This window comes from Haliovirga abyssi (assembly GCF_030295325.1).
In the GTDB taxonomy this organism is placed as follows: Bacteria; Fusobacteriota; Fusobacteriia; order Fusobacteriales; family Haliovirgaceae; genus Haliovirga; species Haliovirga abyssi.
Map to the genome: position 1 here is coordinate 1,650,529 of NZ_AP027059.1, position 21,448 is coordinate 1,671,976.

The following is a 21,448-nucleotide window of genomic DNA, read 5'->3' on the forward strand; positions in this document are numbered from 1 at the left end:
CGTATTTTAAAGCAAAATAGGAATGTTATTTTTAAGCCATTCCTAACTTATTTTTTATTGTTCCCTATTCCCCTTTTTTTCATTATTTCTTTAGCTACTTTCACTGCTTCTACTGCATCTTTTGAATAATATGCCCCCATCGTTTCAGCAAAATCAGGAGTTACAACTGCTCCTCCTACCATAATATCTACTGATAATTTTTCTTTTCTTATTGCCTCTATTGTTTTTCTCATCTCTACCATAGTTGTAGTCATTAGTGCACTTAATCCTATTATATCTACATTTTCTCTCTTTGCTGCTTCTAAAATTTCTTCTGTTGGTACATCTTTTCCTAAATCTACTATTTCAAATCCATTATTTTCTAATAATACTGTTACAATATTTTTTCCTATATCATGAATATCATTTTTTACAGTTGCAAATATTACTTTTCCTAAACTATTAGAATCTCCTTCTTTTATCTCTTTTTTTACTCTTTCAACACCTTTTTTCATTGCTTCAGCAGACATCATTAATTGTGGTAAAAAATATATCCCTTTATCATATAAATCTCCAACTTCTGTTATTGCTGGAATTAATATTTTATTTACAATATCTAAAGGCTTCTCTCCACTTTCTAATATTTTTTCTAATATTTCTTTTATCTCTCCTGTATCCCCTTTTATCACGCAATTATAAGCTTGTTTTTCTAATGGTATATCTTTTTCATCTTTTTTTGTTTCTGTAACGCTCATTCCACTACTATATAAGATATATTTTCCAGAATTTTTATCTCTTCCAGTTAATACACAAGAAGCCATTAATGCATTTTTCATTTCCATATTCATAGGACTCATTATAGGAAGATCTAGTCCTGCTCCTATACACATAGATAAAAAAGCTGCATTTACATATTTTCTATTTGGTAATCCAAAAGATATGTTGCTAACTCCAAGTACCGTATTAACTCCTAATTCTTTTTTTACAAGTTCTATTGCTTTAACTGTTTCTAATACTTTATCTTGTTCTGCAGAGGCAGTTAATACCAATGTATCTATCAAAATATCTTCTTTTTTTATTCCATATTCCATTCCTGTTTTTACAATTTTTTCAGCAACTTTTAATCTCTCTTCTGCCGTAGCAGGAATTCCATTTTCGTCAAGTGCTAGTCCCAATACAGCAGCTCCATACTTTTTCGCTAATGGAAATATAGTTTCCATACTTTTTTTCTTTCCCATTACCGAGTTTATTAATGGCTTACCAGAATATGCTTTTAACCCCGCCTCTAATGCAATTATATCCGTTGTATCAATTGTCAAAGGAACATTTACAATATTTTGAACTGCTATAATAGCTTTTTTCATCATTTTAGCTTCATCAATTGTTCCAAGCCCAACATTAATATCCAAAACATCTGCTCCAGCTTCTACTTGAGCTATAGCTTCTTTTCTTATTTGAGTTGTTCTATATTCCTTTATATCTTCTTTTATTCTTTTTAAGGCATTTGGATTAATTCTTTCTCCTAAAATCTTTACCATTTCTGGATAACCAATTCCTACAAATTGACTTCTGGATGTAAGATACGTTATATTCTTTTTTAATTTTTTCTTATTAGATTTTCTATTTTTAAATCTTTCAGCAATTTTTCTCATATGAGTTGGTGTTGTTCCGCAACATCCACCTATAATATTTATCCCTAAATCATAAAATTTTTCTGAATATTCTAACATAAATTCAGGTGTTGCATCAAAAACTGTTTTATCTCCTTCTAATCTAGGCAATCCTGCATTTGGCTGCACAAATAGAGGAACATCTGTAACTTCTATCATCTCTTCTAAAAATTTATATAACCCTTCTGATCCTAAGCTGCAATTTACACCTATAGCATCTACTCCCAAAGCATCTAATATTATTGCTGCTGTTTTCGGATCTGTTCCTGTTACACTTCTTCCATCTGCTTGAAATGTCATTGAAGCAAATATTGGCAAATTAGTGTTTTCTTTAAATGCAATAACAACAGCTTTCATTTCATGAATATCAGTCATTGTTTCTATAATTACTCCATCAGCACCTGCTTTTTCTAATATTAAAGCTTGTTCTTTAAATACATCATATATTTCATCAAATGTATAATCTCCCATTGGCTCTATAAATTTTCCAGTTGAACTTACCGAAGCAAAAACTTTTGCTTTATCTTTTGCCATTTCTTTAGCTATTTTTATACCTTCAATATTTAACTCTTCTATTTTATTCTCTAATCCAAACTCTTTTAGTTTTAATCTATTTCCTCCAAAAGTATTAGCTTCTATTATATTAGAACCTGCATCTACATAACTTTTATGTACTTTTTTTACCATTTCAGGATCTTCTATATTTAATAACTCTGGACAATATCCAGGTTTCATTCCTAATTTTTGTAACTCTGTTCCCATTGCTCCATCCAAAATTAAAACTTCATTATTTAAAATATTATCTAACCATTCTTTATTCATTGTGAACCGCTCCTTTTTATTCTTCATTTTTTTAAATTATACCATATCATTATTACATTTTCTATATTATTTTTTATTTTTATTATACAAATCACTATTACAACAAAAAAACAAAAGAATTCCTTATAAAATACAAGAAATTCTTTTGTTTTTTATTATTTTTAATCTATTTCTAACTTACTTTTACTTTTAAATTTTCTATATCTAATTCCCCTCTATTTAACTCTTTTATATTTACACTCTTAGAGTTGAATTTTTCTTTTAAATATTCATATGCTTTATATGGTTCAACTTCTTCACCGCAAGTAAAAATATCAACTGCTGCATAACCATATTCTGGCCATGTATGTATTGTAATATGAGATTCTGCAATAATTACAGCTCCACTTACTCCATATGGTGAAAAATGATGAAATACAGAATTTACAATTGTAGATTTTGCCTCTATTGCAGCTTGATTCATAGCGTTTTCTACACCCTCTAAGTTTGATAAAACCTTATCATCGCAATCGAAAAATTCGATTATCAAATGTTTTCCTAAACTTTTCAATTAAGTCTCTCACCTCCTCATTCTAAAATAAAAATATTATTTTTAAGCCATTCCCAAGTTTCCTCAAAGTATATAACATTTATCAATATGTGTCAACCTAATTTTAACCATAATTAGCTTTTTAATCTAATAAAAATTCCTCTTTCACCTATATAGCTTTCTATTTTTTTTTCTTTTTCCAAAACATCTAAATATTTATTAATTTCAACCGCCTTCAAGCATGTTATAAATTCTAAATCTTTAATTGTACAAGGTCTTTTAGCTAACATATTTAAAATTTCACTTTCTAAATTTTCACTATAACTTTTTATAGCTCTTCTTACTTTATATTTTTTTATTACTTCTACATTATCAAGTCCCCAATATTTAATAATCTCATTTAATTTATCTATTTCTACAGGTTTTACCCAACTTTCCACAGGAGGTCTATCTAAGCTATTTAATTGAACTTTGTCTGGATTTATCTTAAGTATTACATCTTTAAATTTATCCAGCTCTTCTTTTGTATCATTTAATTTATCTATTATAAATATTTCAAGATTAATTTTACCTTTATAATTTTTTCTTAAATTAACAAGCCCATTAATAATTTTTTCTATTTTTAATTCTTTATTCGGTCTATTAATTTTATAAAATATCTCTTCACTAACTGCATCTAATGATGGAACTATTACATCTGCGTTTTTTACCTCTTCTATAAGTTTATCATTATAAAAAAGAGTTCCATTTGTTAATATTGCAATCTTAGTATCTGTGATTTTTTTTATTTCATCTATTAAATATCCTAATTTTGAATTTAATGTTGGCTCTCCAGAACCTGAAAAAGTTATATAATCTAAATAAGGTTTTTTATCCAAAAAATCTTTTACTTCATTTAAAACTTCTTCAGCATTTACATATTCTTTTCTTTCATTATATAATTTATCTGTTTTACCACATTCACAATATACACAATTTAAGTTACATGTTTTAGACATAACTAAATCTATTCCCAATGATACTCCTAGTCGTCTTGATGGTACAGGTCCAAATATATATTTATATCTCATTTTTTTCGCCTCTTTCAATTAATTTATTTTAATGATATTTTTGTTTTCAAATACCATAGGTAACAAATCTCTATAATCTTTAAATTCTCTTTCTCCTTCTACATCATGAAAATTAAACTTTCTAATTCGTAAAAAAACAAATGTAAGTGCTGTTTTTTCTAAAAATATTGGTAAACTTATTTTTTCAAGTTTTGTTAATTTTCTTTCTTTTTGATATCCTTCTAAAAATGAATTAATATATTCTAAATCATATTTTTTTAGTTTATTATATATCCAAAAATTTATTACTATTGAAATATCATTCAAAAAAACATCTGATAAAGCATCATTAAAGTCTATAACCCCGCTTATTTTCCCATCTTTTACAAAAACATTATCTGGAAATATATCATTATGATTAACTCCTTTTGGAAGTTTATCATATATATTTTCTATTTTTTGTTTTATATCATTATATTTTTTGTTTATAATATTATAATCACTATTTAAAAGATTTTTTAATTTTTTTTCATCTTTTATTAATATTTCATATAAATAATCCATTTCTATTTTTTCATTCCTATGAATAATTTTTCCAACAGATAAATTATGCATTTTTCCTAAAATTTCACCAAATTCATTTAAAAGTTTCTTATTTACAACTTCAACTTCACTTCCCTCAAGAAAACTAAATAAAACTCCCATTTTACCTTTTATTATAATATAATCCATATTAAGTTTTGTTCTTAAAACATTTGGGCAAGGTATACCATTTTTAGAAAGATGTTCTAAATATTTTAATTCATCTATCTCATTATTTATATCTCTATTTCCTTCTAATATCCTAAAAATATATTTTGAATTTTGAGTTTCTAATAAATAATTACTATTCATTATCCCTTTTTCTATACCTTTATAATCTAAAATTTTTCCTAAATTATACATATCTCCAATTTCATCTATGTCATTCTCAGTTAGTTTAGTATATACGGCCATCTCATCTCCTGCTGAATATATTTCAACAGTCAACCTCCCTCTTTTTAATTTCTTTTACCAAGCCACTCTCAATATCTCTTCATAAGTTGTAATCCCTTTTTCTATCTTCAACATTCCATCATCTTTTAAATCTTTCCACCCTTTTGCTTTTAAATTATTCTTTATTTCAAAATTACTTTTTTCATTTAAAATATCTTTTTTACTATAATTATCAATTAAAAATAGTTCGTGAATACTTGTTCTGCCTTTATACCCTGTTTCAAAACAAAAATCACAACCTTTTCCAAAATATGTAACTTCTCCATTGTCTAATATTTTTTCTGTTTTACAATATGGACAAATTACTCTTACTAATCTTTGTGCTAATACTCCTATCAAAGAAGATGTAATAAGATATGGCTCTATTCCCATATCTATTAGACGAGTTACTGCACTTACAGAGTCATTTGTATGAAGAGTTGCAAATACAAGATGTCCTGTTAATGATGCTCTTATTGCAATTTCTGCTGTTTCTTTATCTCTAATTTCTCCCACTAATATTATATCTGGATCTTGCCTTAATATCGCTCTTAACCCTTGTGCAAATGTCAATCCTATATCTGGTTTTACTTGAATTTGAGATACTCCATCCAATTGATATTCTACAGGATCTTCTATTGTTATTATTTTTTTACTATAATCATTTATCTCTTTTATTGCAGAAAATAGTGTTGTCGTTTTCCCACTTCCAGTAGGCCCAGTTACCAATACAATTCCATTTGGCTTGTGTATCAGTTCTCTAAATTTATTTAAAATTTCTGTTTCCATCCCTAATTTTTCAAGTGTCATCTCACTTTTTTGATTTGCTAATATTCTTATTACAATTCCTTCTCCATTTATAGTTGGCAAAATAGATACTCTTAAATCTTGCTCTTTTTCTCCAACTTTTATTTTTATTCTTCCATCTTGAGGTAATCTTTTTTCCGCAATATCTAAATCTGCCATTATTTTTATCCTTGAAACTACTGCTGCAAATACATTTTTTATAGCTGCTGGCATTTGAATATTATGTAACACTCCATCAATTCTATATCTTAATATTATATCATTTTTTAATGGCTCCATATGAATATCTGTAGAACCTCTTTTATAAGCATCTAAAATAACTCTATTTACAAATTTAATTATTTCCGCACTTTCTTCTTTATCTTCTAAATTAAATTCTTCTCTACCTAATTGTACATTTTCTGTAGTTTGATATAACATCCCAGAACCTACACCAAAATATTTATTTGTTAATAGATAAAAATCATCTTCAGTCATCTTAACTGGGACAACTCTTCTTTTAACTTTCAACTTTATTTTCATTTTTGTTTGTGCATCAGTTACATCTAACATTGCGACAAAAATTTCTCTTTTTGTAATTTTATATGGAAACACTTTTTTTTCATGAATAAAATTTTCTTCAAATATTTTATAAGCTTCTTCTTCTACCTCTTGGTTTTTCAAGTCAAAATTTTCAACAAGATTTTCTTCAAACATTTTAGCCCCCTTTTTGCAAGTTAAATTAATTACTCCTATTTATATATATTTTCTTGAATATATTTTTCAATTCGTTCTATAAATTCTTTTGCATTTTTTAATTGTTCTTTTACTTCGTCTTTTGATATTATAAAAAAATCTTCATAATCACTATCATTTCTAATTTTAAATGCTTTTGTCAAAAATTTTGAATACTGTTTTTCTATTTCTTCTGTTTTTATAAAATTTTTATTAAAATAAGAGATTATAGATGAATGTTTTTTTGAATCAAAATCATAATAAGCTATCAAACTTCTAACAGCATGAAATATTGCATAGGAACGTTTAAAAAATAATTTTCTTATATTTTGTTATAAAAACGCTAAAATCGTGCGTATTTTAAAACAAAATGGGAATGTTATTTTTAAGCCATTCCATAGTATGATCTGTTTATTGATTCTAAATATAGTTCATTTTCTAGCAATAATTTAGAAGCTTTTAAATTTTCTTTTGCCTTTTCATCTCTATATTTTGATAGTTCTTTCCTTCTTTCATCAACTTGCATAAAGTTCAATTCCTTCTTCTTCTACAGTTTCATAAAAAGGTATATATTCTATAAAATTATTAAAATCATCAATATTAATTTCTGTAATCGAAACTAACAGATCAAATTCTAAAGATAATTCAACCATTATATCACTTATTTTATCTCTATATTTTGATAAATCAATTCTATTTATATCTGCTAAAGCCATTATATCTATATCTGAACCATCTTTTTCCTCATTCCTTGCATATGAACCATAAAATATGATTTTTTTTAAATTTTTTCCAAATACTTTTTTTAATTCTATTTTAGATTTTTCTAATATAGAATCAATCTTTTCTAATGATATTTCACTAATATTTTTCATTCTATCCCAACTCCTAGCGTAGCTTATTTTCTGAATAAATTTATTCTTTCCTAATCATTCAATAATATGATTAAAAAAGCAATTATCTCTTACAATTTTAACAACTCAATTACTCCTATACAAACAATAAAACATAATACAAATATCTATTATTTTCCCAATATTTTAGTATCTTTATAGGAGTAATTCCGCAAGCATTACACTTGCGGAATTATTTTTATAAATTCTTTATTATCTCTTCTGTAAATTCTGTAGTTGTTGCATTTCCACCTAAATCTTTTGTTACAACTTCACCTTTTTCTAACACATCTTTTAATGATTTTGATATCTTATCTGCACTTTCTTTTTCTCCAATATATTCTAACATCATAACAGCTGATAATAATAATGCTGTTGGATTAGCTATATTTTTACCTGCAATATCTGGTGCAGAACCATGAACTGCTTCAAATACAGCAATATCCTTTCCTATATTTGCTCCTGGTGCTACTCCAAGTCCACCAACTAATCCTGAACAAAGATCTGAAACTATATCTCCATAAAAATTAGGGCAAAGTAAAACATCAAATATTTCAGGATTTTGCACAAGCTGCATACACATATTATCAACTATTTTATCTTCACAAATTATTTCAGGATACTCTTTTGCAATCTCTCTTGACACATCTAAAAATAATCCATCACTAAATTTTTGTATATTAGCTTTATGCACAATTGTAACTTTTTTTCTGTTATTTTTTCTAGCATATTCAAAAGCATATCTTGCAATATTTTCTGTAGCTTCTTTTGTTATAATTTTTATAGTTTCCGCTGCTATTTTGTTCCCAATATAATGTTCTATGCCAGAATATAACCCTTCTGTATTTTCTCTCATAATTACAATATCTACATCTTCATATCTTGCTTTTACACCTTTAAATGTTTTTGACGGTCTAACATTTGCATAAAGATTTAATGCTTTTCTTATCCCTACATTTACACTTCTAAATCCTCCTCCTACTGGAGTAGTTATTGGTGCTTTTAACGCTACTTTATTTTTTCTTATTGTCTCAATTGTTTCTTCTGGAAGCGGAGTCCCATATTTCTCCATAACTGTTATTCCTGCATTAACCTCTTCCCATTCTATATCTACACCTGTTGCAGATATAATTTTTTTTACTGCTTCTGTTATTTCTGGGCCTATCCCATCGCCTGGAAGTAATGTTATTTTGTGTGCCATTTTACCAACCTCCAAATTTATTTTTGTATTTCTTCTAATAATAATTTATATTGTTTTGCCATCATTTTTATTGCAATCTTTCTTATAAATTGATACCATTTAAATTTCATAGTGCTCATTTGTTTTACTGATTCTGATATTGTTTTTTTCAAAAATTCTAATTCATCATAACTTAATTTTAACTCTTTATCTTTTTTCTTACATTCACTTTCAAGATAATTTAGAAAAATTCCCATTCCTTTTGCTTGAGGGTTATTTCCATATACTCCCATTTGTTTTTTCATCTCTTCTGCAAGTTTCCCTAAAAATTTCTTATTTCCTTTATCTATCTTTACTGTATATTTTCTTTTTCCTTTTCCTAATTTTTGCATAAATGATGCCATTCCCATCATTGCTTGGTTATTCATCATATCAACTTGGCTCATTTTATTTGCATTCATTGCTTGTCTAGCCATTTTATTCACTCATCTCCTTTAGTATTTTCTTAGCTGCTTCAACTCTATTTTCAACATTTCTTATAGGTCTTCCTACCACAATATAATCTACTCCATTTTTCACTGCTTGTGCAGGTGTCATAACTCTTTTTTGATCTCCTTTTACCGACCATAAAGGTCTTATTCCTGGAGTTAATGTTATAAATTCTTTCCCTAATTCTTTTTTTATTTGTTCTACTTCATTTGGAGAACAAACTACTCCATCTGCCCCTGCACTTTTTGCTAATTTTGCAAGATCAATTACATAATCACTTGTTGTTTCATTTATTTTTAAACTTTTTAGATCCTCATCATTTAAACTTGTTAAAACTGTTACTGCTAATAATTTAGGTCTATTTATCCCCAATTTTTCCGCTTCTTCTTTTATTGCTTTTGCTGTCATATTTATCATTTCAAATCCACCAGTTGCATGTACATTAAATATCTCCACTCCATGTCTAACTAATACTCTTGCTGCTGATGCCACTGTATTTGGAATATCATGATATTTCAAATCAGCAAATATTTTTCCATTATTTTCTTTTATAACTTTAAAAATTTCAGGTCCAACTGCTGTAAAAAGTTCTTTCCCAACTTTAAAAACTCCTACATATTCAGCTAACTCTTTTATTAAAGCTTTTGCTGATTTTAAATCAGGAACATCAAGTGCAAAAACTAATTTTTCTTTTACATTATTCAATATGAAAACCTCCTAATTTTTTTGAACTCTCTTAAAAAAACTTTATAATAACTCTTCTATCTCTTCTTCTGTTACACTTCCAACTCTTAATATCTTATATCCATTTTCAGATATTTCTATAATTGTAGATGGTATGCCTATAATTTCATCTTCACTTTTTATTACATAATCAACTTTATTTATAAATCCATCATCTAATTCAGAAAAATTTTTAGGAGTTTCTTTATTTGATATATTTGCACTTGTTGTGGCAATTATTCCACCTGCATTTTCTATTAATTCTAATGCGATTTTATTATTTGGAATTCTAACTCCTATTGTATCATACTCTGGATTAAGCTCTTTTAATTTCACTCTATTTTTTTTCAAAATCAAACTTAAAGAACCTGGCCAAAATCTCTCAGAAAGTTTTTCAATAATCTCTTTTTCTAACTCATTTTCTACTTTTATTATTTCATCTAAATATTCTATTTTGCTAATTAAAAGAATTAAAGGCTTCTTACTATTTCGAATTTTATATTCATAAATTTTTTTTATTGCATTTTTATTTTTATAATCAGCTCCCACTCCATAAACTGTATCTGTAGGAAACACTATAATTTTCCCATTTTTTATTTCCGAACCTGCTAATTTTATATTTTCTTTACTATTATTCAATATTCTCATATTTACCTCATTGCTTTTAATAATTTTTATATCCTTTTTCTTCCAATCTTCTATTTTTTTCAAGAACCTCTTTTCTCATCTCTTCTCTATAATCTTTTATTATTTTTCTATATTTATCATATTTTATACCTAACATTTTTAATGCTAATACCGCTGCATTTTTAGCTCCTGTTTTTCCTATTGCAACTGTTGCTACAGGTATTCCTGTTGGCATTTGCACTATTGAATATAAAGAATCCACTCCTCCAAGGTCAGAAGTTTGCATTGGAACTCCTATTACTGGTAAATTTGTATGTGCTGCTAATACTCCTGGTAGATGTGCTGCTTTACCTGCTGCTCCAATTATAATTTTAACTCCATTTTTTTCTGCTTCTTTTACATAATTTAAAGCTTCTTCTGTACATCTATGAGCAGAATAAATTTTCATTTCATACGAAATGTCAAATTTTTCTAAAAGTTTAGCTGTCTCTGACATAACCTCTAAATCTGAATCGCTTCCCATTACAATGCTTACCAATATTTTTTCCAAAACCATCTCCTCCTATTTTGTTTGAAAATTTTAATCATCTTTTATTATTCTCATAATATCAATTATTTTTTTCCTATCTTTTATTCCTTTATCAATTTCAACACCACTACTTATATCCACTCCATATGGTTTCAGTTCATCTATAGCTAATTTTATATTTTCACTATTTAATCCTCCTGCTAATATCACCTTGCCATATTTCTTAGCTTCTTTTACTATTTCCCAATTAAATTTTTCACCTGTTCCTCCATATTCCTTACTAGAATATGTATCTAATAAAAACCATTTTATCTTATAATCTTTTATTTTTTCAAGTTCTCTTATATCTTTTATTCTAAATGCTTTTACTACTGTAAATCCTTTTTCTAACTCTTTTAAATATTCAACACTTTCTTCTCCATGAAGTTGTAATATATCTAATTTTAATTCTTTTCCAATTCTTTTTATATCATTAATATCTTCATTAACAAAAACTCCAACTTTACTTATAAAAGGAGGAATATTTTTTATAATCTCTTTCACTTTATTTGGTTCTATATATCTTTTGCTTTTTTTATAGAAGATAAAACCTAATGCATCTACACCATTTTCTATTGCAACCTGTGCATCTTCCAATCGTGTAATTCCACAAATCTTTACTTTTACATTCATTCTCTTCTCTCCCATAAATTTTTATCATATATTGTAAATATTAATGATAATCCAAATCCTACTATTGTCCCTACTATTGGACCAATAATAATCCCTTTTATCCCCCACATCCATCCAAACATAAGACCATATCCTATTCCCATTATTAATCCCATTTTTAAATATTTTAAAAATTTCTCTACCTTTTTATTAACCTCTTTTTCTTCACTTTTATGCTCCTCCATATAGCTCACCCCTGTCTATTATTTTAGCATAAATATGCAAAAAAAACAAGACAAGCTAAAGGTCACAAAACAACTGTTTTCTCATTTCTTAGAAAAAAAGATATCAATTATACCTTTTTTTCTAAGAAACTTTGAACATGATATTGTTTTATACTCCCTAAGCTTGTCTTGCAGAATAATACTCTATTAAATTTTCTAAATCCACCATTATTGCTATTTTCCCATCACCTAAAACTGCTGCTCCTGATATACCTTTGTCTTTGTGGTATTCTCCTTCTATATTTTTTATTACTATCTCTTGTTGCCCTAATAAACTGTCAACTTCAAATCCATATATACTATTCCCTCGTTTAACCAATATAACATCGATTATATTTTTTTCTTTTTTTGTTTTTTCTTCGTCTATTTTATTATTAAATATTTCATCTAAACTAAATATAGGAACTACTTGTTCTCTTAATTTAGAAACTCTATTTCCATTTACATCTTCTATATCCTCTTTTTTCACTTTAACTGTTGTTACTACATTATCTAGTGCAAAAGAGTATATATTCCCATTATTTTGCACAAGCAATGCATTTATTATAGCTAGGGTTAATGGAAGATGCACTATAAAGGTTGTCCCTTTCCCAACTTCTGTATCTATTTCCACCCTTCCTTTTAACATTTCTATACTTCTTTTTACCACATCCATACCTACTCCACGCCCTGATACATCAGACAAACTATCAGCTGTTGAAAATCCAGGTAAGAATATTAAATTTAATTTTTCTAATTTTGTTAGATTTTTCGCTTTAGCCTCTGTTATTATCCCTTTTTCTATACACTTCTTAACTATTTTTTCACTATCTATTCCAGCTCCATCATCTTCAATTTTTATTATAATATCATTTCCCTCATTTAATGCACTAAGTTTTATTATTCCTTTTTTATTCTTTCCAGTTTTACTCCTAATTTCTGGCATTTCAATACCATGATCCATAGAGTTTCTTATCATATGAAGTAATGGATCTGATAATCTTTCTACTATTATTTTATCTAGTTCTGTATCTTCTCCATGAATTTCAAATTCTACTTCTTTATTCAATCTTTTACCCAATTCTTTTATTGCTCTTGGAAATCTTAAAAATAGTTCTTTTATTGGAACCATTCTTAATTCTGTAACTTCTTTTTGTAATTCTATTGACTCTCTTTCTAAATGTTTATTTAATTTTTTTAATTCATCTATAAAATTAAATAGTTTTTTTAATTCCTTTTTATCAATACCTTTTTCTATTAATTCCATATATAATTTTTTTAATTCAATTCTCATCTGATTATATCTACTTTTATCTATTACTAATTCTCCAACTACATTTAATAAACTATCTAACTTTTCTCTTTCTACTTTCAAATATTCTTTCACTTTGACTTTTTTATTTAATTTTTCATTTGCTTCCACTTTTTTTGACTCTGCTTTTTTAGTTTTTTCCTCTTTTATTACTTTTGGTTTTTCAGCATTATTTTTTTTCAGTTCAGTTTTAACTTTATTATCAGACTCTTTTAAATCATCTTTTTTTATTTCATTTTCTAAATCTAAATCTTCTATTCTTTTTAATTCTTCAACAGTTGCCTCTTTTACATCTGAAACTAATGCTAGTTTTTTTATTGTATCCACATCTGTTTCAGAATCAATATATACAATTGATTTCTCATACTCTATTTCATTTTCTTCATCTTCTAATTTTTTAATGTCCGGCAATGAATAAATTATATCTCCTATTGAAGATAAATTTTGATATATTAAAAATAATCTTACATTTTTCATCATTGCATCTTCTTTTAATATAATTTGAATTTTATATCCTTTATCTTTTATCTCTTTTATTATTTCTGGTTCATTTATTACATTTCCAACTACTCTTTTTTTTGTATTTACATTTTTTGAAGAAATAACTTTTTTATTTAATATTTTATTTATTTTATCTTCAATAACACTAAATTTGATTCCTAAATCATTTTCAAAATCTATATCATCTCCACTTTTTTCTATTTTCTCTATCCCTTTTTCTAAATAATCCAACACCTTAAAAAGCATATCCATTATCTCATCATTTATTGAAATTTTCCCTTCTCTTACATCAGATAATAAATTTTCCGAAATATGTGTAAGCTTTTCTAAATTATGATACTCTAATATTCCTGAAGCACCTTTAATTGAATGAAAAGCTCTAAAAATAGAATCAATCATATCTTTGTTTGTCATTTCATTCTCAAGAACCATTAAACTTTCTACTATTTGTGACAAATAATCTCTTGCATCTGTAATAAATAGTGAAAAGTAATTTTCTTTAAGTTCGTTTATATCCATATTAATAGCCTCCAAAACTAATGATTTAATTGCTATTTAGGAATGGCTTAAAAATAACATTCCCATTTTGCTTTAAAATACGCAATGTTTTAGGAATGATTTAAAAACAACCTTTTCATTTTGTTTTAAAATATGCAATGGTTCAAGCGTTTTTATAACAAAATATATAAAATTATTTTTAAACATTATTTTTTAAACGTTCCTAGCCTCTTTTATCTCTTTTTTAAGTTCTTTATCCTCTTTTACTTTAAATTGACTTACTAATTCATTTAAATTTTCCGCTATATTAGACAATTCATCAGAAGATGCTGAAGCTTCTTCTGTAGTTCCTACATTCATCTCAATAATATGAGATACTCTCTCCAAATTAGTTACCACTCCATTTAATAATCCCATTTGTTCTTCTGATAAATCTTCTATATTTGCACTTCCTTGACTAATTACCTCTACAGCTTTACTTATCTCAGCAATTGCAGTTGCTTGTTCTTCCATTGATGTTGAAATATCTTTTACTTGATGATTTGTTTCTTGTATCTTTTCTATTATATTGTTTAATTTCTTTTCTGCTTCTTTTGACAGATCAGTTCCTTTTTTTACTTCTGTATATCCTATTTTTGTTGTATCCATTACATCTTTCACTTCATTTTGTATCCCTTTTATTAATTTTTCTATCTCTTTAGTTGCATCTTGTGATCTTTCTGCCAAATCTTTTATTTCATCTGCTACAACTGCAAATCCTTTTCCTACATCTCCTGCATGTGCTGCTTCTATTGCTGCATTTAATGCTAATAAATTTGTTTGCCCTGCTATTCCCTCTATTACTCCCACTATTTCTCCTATCTCTTCTGATGAATTTCCTAATTTAACCACTTTTTCTTCTATATTTTTTACCACATCTTCTATTCTTGCCATTCCTTCTAATGTTTTACTTACAGATTTTCCACCCTCTTCGGCCCCTTTTGCTGTCTCTTCTGATGTTTTCATTGTAAATTCAGAATTTTCTGCTACTTGTTTTATTGTTTGAGATATTTCTTCTACTGCACTTGATGTCTCTTCTACTGATGCTGTTTGGCTTCTTATATTGTCCATAACTTGTTCCATATTCACTTTTAAATCTTCTACATTTTTACCTAATTCATCTACTTCTTGTGCTTGTTCTTGTGAGCCATCTGCTATATTTTTCATTCCTGATGACAATTCTACAGATGATGAAGCTACCCTCTCACTTGTAAGATTCATATCTATTATTATATTTTCTAATTTATTTACAAATTCATTAAAATATTTAGCAAGTTCTCCAACTTCATCTTCTGTATTAACCTTCATACGCACTGTAAGATCTCCATCTCCTTGAGATATATCTTTCATCATATCTTTTACTGCTACTATATTTTTAGTTATTTTTCCAACTACAAATAATATTAATATTATTAATAAAATAGTAACTACACTATCAAATATATAATTTTTTACTTTTAAAAACTCTATTTTTTCTGTAAATTCTTTTTCTGGTGCAGTAAGACAAAAATACATGTCTAACATATCTATTTTACTTACAAAAACATATTTGCTTATCCCAGCAAAATTATATTCAACAAATCTTTTATCATTATTAATTACACTTAACATTGCTTTTGAAAGCTCTTTTGTGACTGTTACTCCACTTTGAACTCCTTCTTTTGACAAATTAACATTTAATACTAATTTAGGATCAGGATGCACAATTGTAAGCCCAGTTCCATCCATAATATAAACATATCCTGTTTTACCAAATTTTATTTCAGATGCTATTTTTTTCAAAACATCCAATTTTATAGTTAATCCTAGTACACCTGAAAGTTTTGCTTCTGTATAATAAGGAACAGCCATAACTAAAATCTGTTTTCCACTTGCTTTTGATATTACCACTTGAGTTGCAAAGTTTTTCCCATTCATTATATCTTTAAAATATTCTCTATCAGAGATATTTGCTACTACACCTGATGTTGTTGGTGCTTTCCCATCTCTATCAGCTAAAAAGAACATCTCTATATTTTCATCTTTTCTACTTATTTTTTCAAGCATTTTTATAGATTCATTTATATCTCTATTTTCTACTACCGCTTCTGACATCTCCAAAACTGTTTTCCTATCTATCAAAAAATTTGTTATACTATCTGAACCATCTTTAACTTTTGAAAATCCTTCTTTTTCGACTTCATTTCTTATTATTTTTGACGATTCATTCAAGTTATAAAATGTTACTACTATCAATGTAACTAATACCACTGGCAAAATTCCTAAAATAATTTTTGTTTTTACACTTTTAATTTTCATAATCTGTATACCTCCTATTTTTATTTTAATATAATTCTTTTATTCCAACTCTCTTTACTGTTATATATTTCAAAATTAATTTCTCTTATGTTATGTTTATAATTTCCCTCTTTAGATATTTTAATTTCATAATCATTATCTTTTGAAATAATCTCTATATCTATTTTTATATATTCACCTTTTTCATACTCTTTACTAACTCCATCATCATTATAATAGCAATAATTTGCTCTATCCTCTACAAATCCTATTATTGTCAAACTGTCTTCTTTTTTTTCTCCAACAAAATTTTGTACTTCTCCTATTACAACCAAACTATTTTCTTTTATAAAAATAGCTGTTTCTTCTATTTTACTTTTTATATAATGATACCCTTTATCTATTATTTTTACATCCCTTAATTTCTCTTTTGATAAATTCCATTGTAACCAATTTGTTTCAGGAAGATAGACATAGCGTCCTGTAGAATTTTGCTCATAAATAGGAGCTGCCATTAAATTTTCTCCTACTAAAAATTGATCCTCTATTTCATAAACATTTTCATCATTAAATTTCGTAAATAATGCATTAATATATCCTCTTTTTTCATTAATAGCTTTCATATATTCTGAATATATATATGGCAAAAACATATATCTTATCCTTATTATCTCTCTTAAAATTTCTCTTGTTCCTTCATCAAAAGCCCAAGGTTCTTGATTTCTTGTCCCTAAAGCTGAATGATTTCTATATAATGGCATAAAAAGTGCCGCTTGACTCCATCTAATAAGTAACTCTGCAGATGCGTTTTCTCCAAATCCACCTATATCTGCTCCGCTATATAAAAAACCTATTAAATTAACTGATATTGCCATTTTTATACTAAGTAATATATGTTCCCACCAGCTTTTATTATCTCCATACCAAATTCCACCATATCTTTGCATTCCTGCATAACTACTTCTTGAAAAAATCAAAAATCTTTTATCTGGATTTATTTCATCAAACCCTTCTGAAGCTGCTCTAGTCATATTAAATCCAAATAAATTATGAACTTTATCATGTAATATCTTTTCTCCATTATCCAATGTATGATAAAAACTTTTATAATCATCTCTATTGTTAGAAATAGAATTCATAACTTCATTTAATGCAAACATATCATAAATTCCTATATCATCTTTTAAACTTATCTCATTTAATTTCTCAAATGCCTTTTTTAATCCTTCTGGAGTGTAGAATATTGCAGGTTCGTTCATATCATTCCAAAACCCCTCTATTCCAAGATCAATTAACTTTTTATATTGAGCTCCCCACCATTTTCTAACTTTTGAATTTAAAAAATCTGGAAAATGTGTTTTTCCTGGCCACACAGCTGCTACAAAATCTTCTCCATTTTGATTTTTACAAAAATAATTGTTTTCTATACCATCTTCATACACATTATATTCACTTTCTATCTTAACCCCTGGATCAACTATTGGAATTAATTTTATTCCCATATCTTTTATCTCTTTTACAAAATTTTTAAAATCTGGAAATTTCCCCTCATCTACTGTAAATACTTTAAAATCTTTCATATAATCTATATCCATATATATAGTATCTACTGGAATATCATATTTTTTAAAATTTCCCGCAACTTCTTTTATAGTTTTTGAATCAGGATAACTCCATCTGCATTGCTGATATCCAAATGCCCATTTTGGTGGAACATAAGATTTTCCAGTTAATTCTAAATATTTTTTTGTAATTTCACTATAATTACTATTTTTAAATATATACATATCAAAATTCAGATCACTAATTTCAATTTCTAATATTTTTTTATCAGAAAAAGCTACGTCAAATATTATTTCTCCTGAATAATCTATAAATATCCCAATCTTTTCCGTGCCATTATCTATTATTAAAAAAGGGTGTGCTCCATATAATGCTTCTTTTCCTGGTGTGTGATCAAAATCATCTGTTGCATAGGTTTTATATACTTTACCTCTTCTATTTAGACTTCCTACCGCTTCTCCTAATCCATAAATTTTAGCACTATCATCTAAATTATATTTTATTTTAAAACTATTATCTCCTTTTTCTAATTCAATCCCCTCTATACTATTACCTAATTTAAACTTTTCAATATCCACACTTATAATTACAGCATCTGTTTTTATCGGATTTCCGAATTTATACAATTCTACATTTTTTATTATTTCTGCTTTTTTATACATTCTTCTCCTCCTACTTTTTTTCTAAATTATATCTAATTCTATCTCAAATATTTTTTTCTTAATTTCCTCACTACTTAACTCTAATTTTAAATGATTTTTCCCTATTTTTATATTTTTTTTATCAAAATTTTTACTATTTAATTTCAAATTCAATAGATTTTTCCCTATAAATTTAACTGTTTCTAACTCATTTAATTTTACTTCGTTTTCACAAATCTTTTTATCTAACAAATAGTATTTTATTTTTTCAAATTTTAATTCTAATTTTAATTTTTTCAAATCTTTTTCTGCTTCAAATTTAATTTTTATTTTATTAGTTTCATCATAAAAATATGTTGCTTTTAAATTTTGATATTTATAAACTATTCTGTTTTTATGGAAAACAGTAGCTTCATATTTATAATTAAATTTTATTTCTGAAATTACTGAGTCTTCTTCTTTATTAATTAAATATCCTAATTTTTCTTTTTGAAAAAACATATTAAAAAAACTATTCTCAAAATAAAGTTCATTTTCATTTTTATTAAATTTATAATAATTCCCTATATAATTTTCTTCTAATATAACTTCAAATTTCAAAATTTTTGTTTCAAATGGTTTAAATTCTAGATTAAAATTTTTAATATTTTTTAATATTCTTTCGACTTTATTTGTGACTATATTTTTTAATATATAACTTTCATTTTTTAAATTTTCTTTTAAAAATTCTTCTTTTAATTCTACATCTATATTTTTTGTAATTGCTGTAATATTTTGAATTACTAATATAAATTTCTCTCCTGATTGCTTTATGTACCCAACTCCACTTTTGTTTATCAAAACATATTTAAAATAATTTTTCCCTTTATTTAGTCTAATATATTTTTCTTCAGAAATCAAATTTTTTTTCATATTTTCAGTTAAATTTCCTAAATTCAACATAAACAATTTACTGTTATTAAATAGCTGTTCTGAAAAAGATTTTGATTTTGAAAAAAAGTCATATTCTTTATTTACATATCTTAAAGGTAAAATAGCATTTTCTATTTCAATATATCTATAAAAATTTTCTTTTTTTATCTTTCTCATATAAAAATCCTCTAATATATCTCCAATTCTTTTGTCTACAATTTTTGAATTATATTTATAAGCTAATAATCCTTTTTTATTTTTATATTTTTTTTCTAAAATTGTTTTTTCTGTAGGTCTATAAAATTTTTCTATCTCTTCTATTGATTCTAAATAATTTTCATCATAAAATTTGATATATTGTCCTCCAATAATTTTCTCTTGTTTCTTTTCTAATTTTTTATCAATTTTTATTTTATATGTTAAATCTAAATTTTTATTTTTATCCAGTTTTATATCTGCTGTTTCTTCATTATAATACCATATTGTTAAATTTTCTCTACTTTTTTTATTATTTATTATAACTACGCCACTACTATCAATAGGAGCTTTTTTCATAACTATTTTTTCAAAGTCATCATATATGAACTTTTTTTCCATTGGCAATATTAATTCAAATTCTTCATTAAATTTTATCCCAGACAAACAAACATTAAATTCTTTTAAAACCCCTTCAAATCTTGGCTTTATAATAAAATATCTTTCTAATGTTGTTCTGCTTATATATCTAATAATTTCTTTTAATAACATTTGTCTATCATCTGTTTCATATTCTATTTGTAACATTAATCCTTGTGGATTATATTTTACTTTTGTTACTTTTAAATTACTTTTATTATATTTTTTATTTTTAAATATAAAATTATAATCCTCATCTTTTTTATCTATTATAACAGTTTCCACATTTGCATCTTTTAAAAAAGTTATATATCCTTTTTCTTTATCAAATCCTAAAATATGATTTTTTAATCTGTATAGTGTTTCCATCGCTTCCTCCTAATATCGTTAGAGACCTCTTAAAAAGTCTCTTCTATAATTCATAAATTCACTAATTAATCTGTTTTTTTAGTTAAATAGTCTTTTTTTATATATTTAATTATACCATATGAATTTCTCTTTCTCAATAAAAAAATAAGCTACGCTTCATATGGTAGAGAATAAATATTTTTCTAAATTTTTGGCTTCTGAAAAATTTTGCCTTGAAAAATCGCATATTTCAAAAAAACGGCGTAGCTTATTTTCTGAATAAATTTATACTTTCCTATTAAATAAAAAAATAAGCTATACCTCATCTGATGAAGCATAGAACTTTTACTTTAATGGTTTTAAATTTTTTTCTTTGTGTGACTTTGCGTTCTTCTTTCTTTGTGCTGAAATTATTTTTCCTATAAAAACTTGACACTATCATTCTATTTATATATTGACTTTTTCATATTATTATATTATAATATGAAAAAGGAGGTGAGTTATATGTCTGTTATAGTTTATTCTACTAATACTTGTCCTTATTGTGATATGACAAAACAATTTCTTTCTGAAAAAGGAGTTCCTTTTAATGATATTAATGTTGCAGAAGATCCAATCGCAGCAAGAGAAATGGTTTCAAAATCAGGACAAATGGGCGTTCCTGTTATTGATTTTAATGGAACTATTGTTTTAGGATTTGATAGAGCAAAATTAGAATCTTTAATTTAAATAAAAAGAACCAGTTTTATAAAAAAATTGGTTCTTTTTATTTTTTAATTCTTTCATAACTTTTCAATCTAATT

The 21,448-nt window shown here is 26.1% G+C and carries 20 protein-coding genes; 1 reads left to right on the forward strand and 19 read right to left on the reverse strand.

Going from position 1 to position 21,448, the window contains the following annotated elements; genetic code table 11:
• Nucleotides 1–47 precede the first annotated feature (47 nt).
• The 19 genes from RDY08_RS07320 to RDY08_RS07410 form a co-directional block, all read right to left on the reverse strand.
• Entirely contained in the window at nucleotides 48–2,471 is a 2,424-nt protein-coding gene (locus tag RDY08_RS07320) for a homocysteine S-methyltransferase family protein (RefSeq protein ID WP_307903717.1), read from the reverse strand.
• A gap of 172 nt (nucleotides 2,472–2,643) precedes the next feature.
• The gene (gene speD, locus RDY08_RS07325) at nucleotides 2,644–3,021 is read right to left on the reverse strand and encodes an adenosylmethionine decarboxylase (protein WP_307903718.1); all 378 of its coding nucleotides are present in this window, start codon (nucleotides 3,019–3,021) and stop codon (nucleotides 2,644–2,646) included.
• 113 nt (nucleotides 3,022–3,134) lie between these two features.
• Complete coding sequence (locus RDY08_RS07330; protein WP_307903719.1) at nucleotides 3,135–4,070, reverse strand: radical SAM protein; 936 nt, start codon at nucleotides 4,068–4,070, stop codon at nucleotides 3,135–3,137.
• Between the two features lie 18 nt (nucleotides 4,071–4,088).
• A complete protein-coding gene (locus tag RDY08_RS07335) occupies nucleotides 4,089–5,078 on the reverse strand; it encodes a homoserine kinase (protein ID WP_307903720.1) in 990 nt (329 codons plus the stop codon).
• 21 nt (nucleotides 5,079–5,099) lie between these two features.
• Entirely contained in the window at nucleotides 5,100–6,566 is a 1,467-nt protein-coding gene (locus RDY08_RS07340) for a GspE/PulE family protein (protein ID WP_307903721.1), read from the reverse strand.
• Nucleotides 6,567–6,601: 35 nt separating this feature from the next.
• Nucleotides 6,602–6,910, reverse strand: a complete 309-nt coding sequence (locus tag RDY08_RS07345) for a HEPN domain-containing protein (RefSeq protein WP_307905454.1) — start codon at nucleotides 6,908–6,910, stop codon at nucleotides 6,602–6,604.
• Between the two features lie 59 nt (nucleotides 6,911–6,969).
• Nucleotides 6,970–7,110: a hypothetical protein gene (locus tag RDY08_RS07350; RefSeq protein ID WP_307903722.1), complete on the reverse strand. Its 141-nt coding sequence runs from the start codon at nucleotides 7,108–7,110 to the stop codon at nucleotides 6,970–6,972.
• Nucleotides 7,100–7,459, reverse strand: a complete 360-nt coding sequence (locus RDY08_RS07355; RefSeq protein ID WP_307903723.1) for a nucleotidyltransferase family protein — start codon at nucleotides 7,457–7,459, stop codon at nucleotides 7,100–7,102. The genes RDY08_RS07350 and RDY08_RS07355 overlap by 11 nt, the downstream gene beginning before the upstream one ends.
• Nucleotides 7,460–7,676: 217 nt before the next feature.
• Nucleotides 7,677–8,678, reverse strand: coding sequence for an isocitrate dehydrogenase (NAD(+)) (locus RDY08_RS07360; RefSeq protein ID WP_307903724.1), 1,002 nt, complete (start codon nucleotides 8,676–8,678; stop codon nucleotides 7,677–7,679).
• A gap of 17 nt (nucleotides 8,679–8,695) precedes the next feature.
• On the reverse strand, nucleotides 8,696–9,133 hold the full coding sequence (locus tag RDY08_RS07365; RefSeq protein WP_307903725.1) for a hypothetical protein: 438 nt from the start codon (nucleotides 9,131–9,133) through the stop codon (nucleotides 8,696–8,698).
• Between the two features lies 1 nt (nucleotide 9,134).
• Nucleotides 9,135–9,851 carry an orotidine-5'-phosphate decarboxylase gene (pyrF, locus tag RDY08_RS07370; protein ID WP_307903726.1) on the reverse strand — a complete coding sequence of 239 codons (717 nt, stop codon included), beginning with the start codon at nucleotides 9,849–9,851 and terminating at the stop codon, nucleotides 9,135–9,137.
• A 42-nt stretch (nucleotides 9,852–9,893) separates the two neighbouring features.
• On the reverse strand, nucleotides 9,894–10,517 hold the full coding sequence (locus tag RDY08_RS07375) for an L-threonylcarbamoyladenylate synthase (protein ID WP_307903727.1): 624 nt from the start codon (nucleotides 10,515–10,517) through the stop codon (nucleotides 9,894–9,896).
• Between the two features lie 16 nt (nucleotides 10,518–10,533).
• Nucleotides 10,534–11,046 (reverse strand): 5-(carboxyamino)imidazole ribonucleotide mutase, encoded by a 513-nt coding sequence (gene purE, locus RDY08_RS07380; protein WP_307903728.1) that lies wholly within the window; start codon nucleotides 11,044–11,046, stop codon nucleotides 10,534–10,536.
• A gap of 30 nt (nucleotides 11,047–11,076) precedes the next feature.
• Entirely contained in the window at nucleotides 11,077–11,697 is a 621-nt protein-coding gene (locus RDY08_RS07385; protein WP_307903729.1) for a phosphoribosylanthranilate isomerase, read from the reverse strand.
• Nucleotides 11,694–11,921, reverse strand: coding sequence for a hypothetical protein (locus RDY08_RS07390; RefSeq protein ID WP_307903730.1), 228 nt, complete (start codon nucleotides 11,919–11,921; stop codon nucleotides 11,694–11,696). The genes RDY08_RS07385 and RDY08_RS07390 overlap by 4 nt, the downstream gene beginning before the upstream one ends.
• Before the next feature lie 157 nt (nucleotides 11,922–12,078).
• A complete protein-coding gene (locus tag RDY08_RS07395; RefSeq protein WP_307903731.1) occupies nucleotides 12,079–14,271 on the reverse strand; it encodes a chemotaxis protein CheA in 2,193 nt (730 codons plus the stop codon).
• Between the two features lie 192 nt (nucleotides 14,272–14,463).
• Nucleotides 14,464–16,587 (reverse strand): methyl-accepting chemotaxis protein, encoded by a 2,124-nt coding sequence (locus RDY08_RS07400; RefSeq protein ID WP_307903732.1) that lies wholly within the window; start codon nucleotides 16,585–16,587, stop codon nucleotides 14,464–14,466.
• Between the two features lie 20 nt (nucleotides 16,588–16,607).
• The gene (locus RDY08_RS07405) at nucleotides 16,608–18,791 is read right to left on the reverse strand and encodes a TIM-barrel domain-containing protein (RefSeq protein WP_307903733.1); all 2,184 of its coding nucleotides are present in this window, start codon (nucleotides 18,789–18,791) and stop codon (nucleotides 16,608–16,610) included.
• A 21-nt stretch (nucleotides 18,792–18,812) separates the two neighbouring features.
• Nucleotides 18,813–20,666, reverse strand: coding sequence for a hypothetical protein (locus RDY08_RS07410; protein WP_307903734.1), 1,854 nt, complete (start codon nucleotides 20,664–20,666; stop codon nucleotides 18,813–18,815).
• Nucleotides 20,667–21,149: 483 nt separating this feature from the next.
• On the opposite strand from RDY08_RS07410, the gene RDY08_RS07415 reads away from it, so the two are divergent.
• Nucleotides 21,150–21,374, forward strand: coding sequence for a glutaredoxin family protein (locus RDY08_RS07415; RefSeq protein ID WP_307903735.1), 225 nt, complete (start codon nucleotides 21,150–21,152; stop codon nucleotides 21,372–21,374).
• The last annotated feature ends 74 nt before the right edge of the window (nucleotides 21,375–21,448 follow it).

Coding starts and splice junctions, on each gene's coding strand:
- RDY08_RS07320 (WP_307903717.1), bottom strand. CDS start 2,471: ATGAATAAAGAATGGTTAGATAATATTTTAAATAATGAAGTTTTAATT.
- RDY08_RS07330 (WP_307903719.1), bottom strand. CDS start 4,070: ATGAGATATAAATATATATTTGGACCTGTACCATCAAGACGACTAGGA.
- RDY08_RS07340 (WP_307903721.1), bottom strand. CDS start 6,566: ATGTTTGAAGAAAATCTTGTTGAAAATTTTGACTTGAAAAACCAAGAG.
- RDY08_RS07350 (WP_307903722.1), bottom strand. CDS start 7,110: ATGCAAGTTGATGAAAGAAGGAAAGAACTATCAAAATATAGAGATGAA.
- RDY08_RS07355 (WP_307903723.1), bottom strand. CDS start 7,459: ATGAAAAATATTAGTGAAATATCATTAGAAAAGATTGATTCTATATTA.
- RDY08_RS07360 (WP_307903724.1), bottom strand. CDS start 8,678: ATGGCACACAAAATAACATTACTTCCAGGCGATGGGATAGGCCCAGAA.
- RDY08_RS07365 (WP_307903725.1), bottom strand. CDS start 9,133: ATGGCTAGACAAGCAATGAATGCAAATAAAATGAGCCAAGTTGATATG.
- RDY08_RS07375 (WP_307903727.1), bottom strand. CDS start 10,517: ATGAGAATATTGAATAATAGTAAAGAAAATATAAAATTAGCAGGTTCG.
- RDY08_RS07385 (WP_307903729.1), bottom strand. CDS start 11,697: ATGAATGTAAAAGTAAAGATTTGTGGAATTACACGATTGGAAGATGCA.
- RDY08_RS07390 (WP_307903730.1), bottom strand. CDS start 11,921: ATGGAGGAGCATAAAAGTGAAGAAAAAGAGGTTAATAAAAAGGTAGAG.
- RDY08_RS07395 (WP_307903731.1), bottom strand. CDS start 14,271: ATGGATATAAACGAACTTAAAGAAAATTACTTTTCACTATTTATTACA.
- RDY08_RS07400 (WP_307903732.1), bottom strand. CDS start 16,587: ATGAAAATTAAAAGTGTAAAAACAAAAATTATTTTAGGAATTTTGCCA.
- RDY08_RS07405 (WP_307903733.1), bottom strand. CDS start 18,791: ATGTATAAAAAAGCAGAAATAATAAAAAATGTAGAATTGTATAAATTC.
- RDY08_RS07410 (WP_307903734.1), bottom strand. CDS start 20,666: ATGGAAACACTATACAGATTAAAAAATCATATTTTAGGATTTGATAAA.
- RDY08_RS07415 (WP_307903735.1), top strand. CDS start 21,150: ATGTCTGTTATAGTTTATTCTACTAATACTTGTCCTTATTGTGATATG.